Origin of the sequence: Prevotella corporis DSM 18810 = JCM 8529, assembly GCF_000430525.1 — a bacterium.
Lineage (GTDB): Bacteria > Bacteroidota > Bacteroidia > Bacteroidales > Bacteroidaceae > Prevotella > Prevotella corporis.
On sequence record NZ_KE387161.1, the window covers coordinates 3,075 to 8,028 of the forward strand.

General features: G+C 43.8%; 5 protein-coding genes and 1 pseudogene. All 6 read right to left on the reverse strand.

What is annotated here, in order from left to right:
* Positions 1 to 224 (reverse strand): Arm DNA-binding domain-containing protein (locus H515_RS13665; RefSeq protein ID WP_036892004.1); only part of this gene is annotated, 224 nt, incomplete at its 3' end.
* A 12-nt stretch (positions 225 to 236) separates the two neighbouring features.
* Positions 237 to 1,490, reverse strand: coding sequence for a site-specific integrase (locus H515_RS0112665; RefSeq protein ID WP_028902040.1), 1,254 nt, complete (start codon positions 1,488 to 1,490; stop codon positions 237 to 239).
* Between the two features lie 257 nt (positions 1,491 to 1,747).
* Positions 1,748 to 2,989, reverse strand: a pseudogene (locus tag H515_RS0112670) (DUF2958 domain-containing protein); the annotation flags it as partial.
* 101 nt (positions 2,990 to 3,090) lie between these two features.
* Entirely contained in the window at positions 3,091 to 3,501 is a 411-nt protein-coding gene (locus H515_RS0112675) for a hypothetical protein (protein WP_161625409.1), read from the reverse strand.
* A gap of 16 nt (positions 3,502 to 3,517) precedes the next feature.
* Positions 3,518 to 4,198 (reverse strand): hypothetical protein, encoded by a 681-nt coding sequence (locus tag H515_RS0112680; RefSeq protein WP_025878256.1) that lies wholly within the window; start codon positions 4,196 to 4,198, stop codon positions 3,518 to 3,520.
* The gene (locus H515_RS0112685) at positions 4,191 to 4,841 is read right to left on the reverse strand and encodes a hypothetical protein (protein WP_028902043.1); all 651 of its coding nucleotides are present in this window, start codon (positions 4,839 to 4,841) and stop codon (positions 4,191 to 4,193) included. Before H515_RS0112685 ends, H515_RS0112680 begins: the two co-directional genes overlap by 8 nt.
* Positions 4,842 to 4,954 lie beyond the last annotated feature (113 nt).

The window sequence follows — 4,954 nt, forward strand, 5'->3', positions numbered from 1 at the left end:
CACTCTTCGATTGAGTTCAGTTGCAGATTGATGCCGCTTGAATTACCTGCTGTCGCCTTGATGCGCCCTTTTCGGGCAAGCCACTCATCGGGGGAAGTTTGCAACTGCGTGGAAAACGATGAGGACGTGCCGTTGCAGGTGATACGGCAACGGATTACGCATACTCCGTGTTCATTGGTCTTGCTTCTGTCCGTGTAGAATAATATGGAAAATGTACTTTTCATTGTTCTGCGGTTTTAGTTGGTCAGTTGATAATGTGCGAGTTGTGGAAGTATTTTCTCTATGTCCAGAAAGACACGCTCGGGAGAAGTCTCCGCATACACTTGCGTGGTTTTGATTTGACTGTGTCCGAGCATTTTGGAAACGCTCTCAATGGACACGCCCTCCGACAGTGTCATCTGAGATGCGAAGGTATGCCGTGCCATGTGATAGGTCAGCGTTTTCTGAATACCGCAAAGCCGTGCTATCTTTTTGAGGTGTATGTTTACCGTGTCGCATCCGGGTATGGGCAGCAGATACCCCTTGGGCGGTTCGTGTCGGAAAGCCCTCGTGTGAATGCCCCGATAACGCTCGATAATGGCAGTGGCTTCGGGAAGTAGGGGGATGTGGCATACGTTGCCCGTCTTCATTCTCGGCTTGCGTATCCAAGTCATTCCCGCTTCGTGAAAGATGTGCTGCTCCGTCAAGTGATACACGTCGGTATAGGAAAGTCCCGTCAGGCAGGAGAAAAGGAACATGTCCCTCGACACTTTTTCATAGCCTTGCAGTTCGTCTTCTCCCAAGGCTGCGATACGGCTTACCTCCTCCCTCGTGATGTAACGTGGAGTACCCGCTTCCCAACGAATGGAATGGTTGATGAAGGGATAGGTGTCAATGATGTGCCGTTTATACAGGTCTTTGAGCAAGGAAGCCAGCATGGAGAGATAACCAGCCGAAGTGTTGAGCTTGAATCCCTTTTCTTTGGCGAAGTAGTCCTCCAAGTCTTTGATAAAGGCGATGTCGGCTTTCTGCACGGGAATATCCTCCACACGGTAGCGATACCTGACGAAGTTTGCCAGATGCTTGTGAAAGAGCAACAGGCATTTTAGTCTGCGTTCGCTGCGGTCTATGCCCACACGCTCACGGAAGCGGTCGATATACTCGTCCGTATGATAAAGCAGTCCTTGTGACTCACTGTTCAGTCCGAATACAAGCTCCCGTACTCGCTCTGCCGTGATGGGAGCATCGGATTTACCCGAAAGAGACTCATAAACCTTGTGTATGCTCACTTGTAGGCGGTCAAGTTCCTTGTTTACCGATACGGCTTCGGCACTCTTGCCCAGCAGTCGGTTTTTGCGACTGTCCCACAAACGAGGAGTACACGAGCATTTGCAACTAAATTGTACCATAGAGCGTCCTGCGCTGATGCGTCCCATGATGGGACTTTTTCCGTTTTTGTCCTGCGTACCTCTCTTGAGGTAGAAAAGCAGCTTGAATTTTTCTTTTTCCATTGTTTTTTGCTTGCAAAATTACACTTCTTTGAGGAACTTTGATCGATGCAAAACACTGATAATGAAAGAGAAAACACCGTTTTAGTTACCACTTTCAGCCGTCCTTTACCTTCCATCGTTTGTCGAACGATTTGGTAACTGAACTCCCTCCTTTTCGCTCCCTTTTCTGCCTGTTTTCTATGATGCAACCCTAAGAAGAAACAAGCAATATCCGCTGTATTTCAGTCAGATATGACTTTTATGCCATTTTCTGCTTTCTACTCCCATACTTCCGCATAGAACGAAGCCAGCTCAGGCACTTTGATGAATGTTCTGAAGCGTTCCTTCTGAATAATCTCATTGGTGATGGAAAACTCATAGTCGGTGGACTTCTTGGCAAATACCGCTGCCCATGCGTCAAAACTGTTGATGCCCTGCTTTTCCAAGGCTTGCGGGCGCAAGTACTTGAACAAAAGATATAGTTCAGTCAAGCTATTGGAAATAGTAGTTCCCGAAAGGAAGGTTGCCCCCAAGTCCTTGCCCGACCGCTCTTGTATGGTGCGAATAGCAAAAAGCATATTGAGCGCACGTTGTGAGCCGTCAGGATTGCCCAAGCCCGATACACGGTCGTGGCGAGTGTTGAACATCAGATTCTTGAATTGGTGGCTCTCATCCACGAATAAATGGTCGATACCCATCATCTTGAAATCCACGGCATCGTCCTTTCTTTCTGCGATGCTGTCCTGTATGTTCTGCAACTTGGCTTCAAGTGTCTGCTTGCGCTTCTCCAAGCCTTTGAGCATACCACGGGAGATGTCTCTTCCTTGTTGTCGCAACACCTCGAGGTTCTCTTCCACGGAGTCCAGTTCCTTTTGCATAATCGCTTCCTGTATCTCCAAGGCCTGCGGTATCATGCCGAACTGTTCATGCGTGAGTATGATACAGTCCCAGTCGTTGTTCTTGATGTCGTTGAAGATCCGCTGGCGGTTCTGCTTATTAAAATCGTTCTTACCTGGATAGAGTACCTTAGCATTGGGATAAGCTTTCCTAAAAGTGTCGGCAATATCGAAGACGTTTGCCTTCAGCCCGATAATCATCGGCTTGTTTGAGAGTCCCAAGCGCTTCATCTCGTAGGCTGCCGTACACATGATAAGCGTCTTGCCCGCTCCCACCTCGTGGTCGCAGATACCGCCGCCATTGGTTTTGAGCATCCATACGGCATCCTTCTGACTCTTGTAGAGGTCGGCAATGCCCAACCTTCTGAGGTCAAGGTCGGGAAACGTCTGGTGCGTACCGTCAAAGTTGGGTCGCACAAAACAGTTGAAAAGGCGGTTGTACCTGTCGGAGAGTTGCTGCTTGAACGTGTCGGGTGTGCGTCCGAGCCAATCAACAAAGCCCTGCCGTATCTCTTCTATCTTGGCATTCGCCATCTGTATGGCGTGTCCGTCCCTTACTTTGATGGTCTTGGTCTCTCCCGTAACCTTATCCGTCACCTCCTTGCTCTTGTTGATGTCGGATAGATGTAGACAAAAGGAGAGACGCATAGGTCTCAAGATTCTGAGAGACAAAAATAGCCCTGAAAATCATAAATATCAATTTTCTGGGCTTTATATAGTCTCACTTACTTTTTATTGATCAGTCTGATATACTTAATTCCCGTTTTATCTAACTTCTCAACATCTTCTTCAGAATAGATACCCGTATAGACACCATCCTTTTGATAAAAAGCGATTACAGCCCGTTGCATAGAGGGTGGAAGTTCTGAATCAGGATTGAACAAGAAAGAATAGCCTTGTTGTTCAAGTTCGAGAAGTCTTTCTATTGGCGTACTATTATAGAAATTATGAAAAGGTCTAAGTCCTCTGCCTTGCATAATAAATGCCCCGACAGGCCATTCTCTTGTGTGTCCAGCTGCATCTATGTATTGATTTTTAGATACGAGTCGTTTAGTCTCTTTTATCTGTGATCTCTTTTGAGAGCGAATGTAAATGAGCAGAATGATTACTGCTGCTATGATTATATAGATCATCATAATTACTTTTGTGTCTTTATTTACAATTTGTTTTCCATAGCGATTTCCCATTGGCAAATGGAAAACTACCCGCCAAATAGGTTGCTATGCCAGCGATTATTATTGTGTTATCTTGCTTTAATTTGGTAAAGTCTGTTGTTTCATGCATATCCTCGGAAATTGCAGCAATAATTTCATTATAATCCTCAGTGAGTTTTTTCTCAACAAAAAGAGGAATATGCGTTATTCCTGCATTTTCTAAGATATTATAGAAAAACGCTAATTGGGTATATAAACTGTGTGCCGTTAAGCCTATTTTGGGGAAAATAGTCTCTGAAATAAATTTAAAGCATTTTACAATGATGACAACAGCAAATTGGCAACCACCTATATAGTCTTCATACATTTCATCAGATGGAGTACATTTATTATTTACCAAATAATTTCTAAGAATATAGAAATAAACTAATTTCGCTACAGCTGTATCATCTTCTTCCGACAAATCCTTATTCATAAAAACCCTTAGCAGAAAATAGAATGCTTTTGCCAGTAGATATGGATGCCTGTATGTAGTAAACTGGTACTGATTTTGTTTGAACATATCAAGAAGAGTCCTTGCTTGTTGCAAAGCCTTTTCTTCATTACCATAGCAGTAACATGCTATCAAGTTGACAGCCACGCCTAACTTTTGTTGCTCGTCATTTCCGATTTTACTCATAGTCTGCAGGTATTGGGAAAGAATGTTTTATATAAGGAGAGTTACCCTCGATTACTTCGTTACATCTTTGCTTCAATGCATCGAAGTCTGCGGTTTTCAGTGAAAGTTTCATTAGACCTTTCTTTACTTTTTGGTAATCCCTGTCTACTAAGCTATCAGAAATATAATGGAAGTTGTAAACATTTTCGGCTCTATCTATTATGCTATTGAATAGCAGAATCTGGTCAAACAGGCGATCTTGTGAATAGCCTGGCACAATATGACAAACTCCTGTGAGTATATGGTCCATAATAAATTGTCCATAGTTGATCATGATAACAAGTCCAAGCTGACAACCCCCTAAAAGGTCTCTATATTGTGGAGTAGATGCATCTGCATCAGCGTTTTTCAAGTAGTTTTCCATCAGATGGTAATAAATGAGTTTCACCACAGATGTTCCATCTTGTCCAATAGATTCATTAATGGTTGCAAAAAGATAATAAAACGCCTTAGCCATTAAATAATGATGCTCAGCGTAAGTGAAGAGGTACTGATCCCTTTTGAATCTGCCAAGAAGTTCTTTCGCTTTTTGATAAGTTTTACCTTCATCACCAGAGTTGTAGGTTGCAATCAACTCTTGAGCCATGTTTTCAGTTATATTCATACCTTTGCTCCCTGCCTGTCCAGTCCCTCTCGGCAATTAAATTGTTTAGATTATGAGAAGCGTGGAACTGACTAAGTCCACGTCTAAGTCGGAGGTCGTAGGAAAAACCTTAT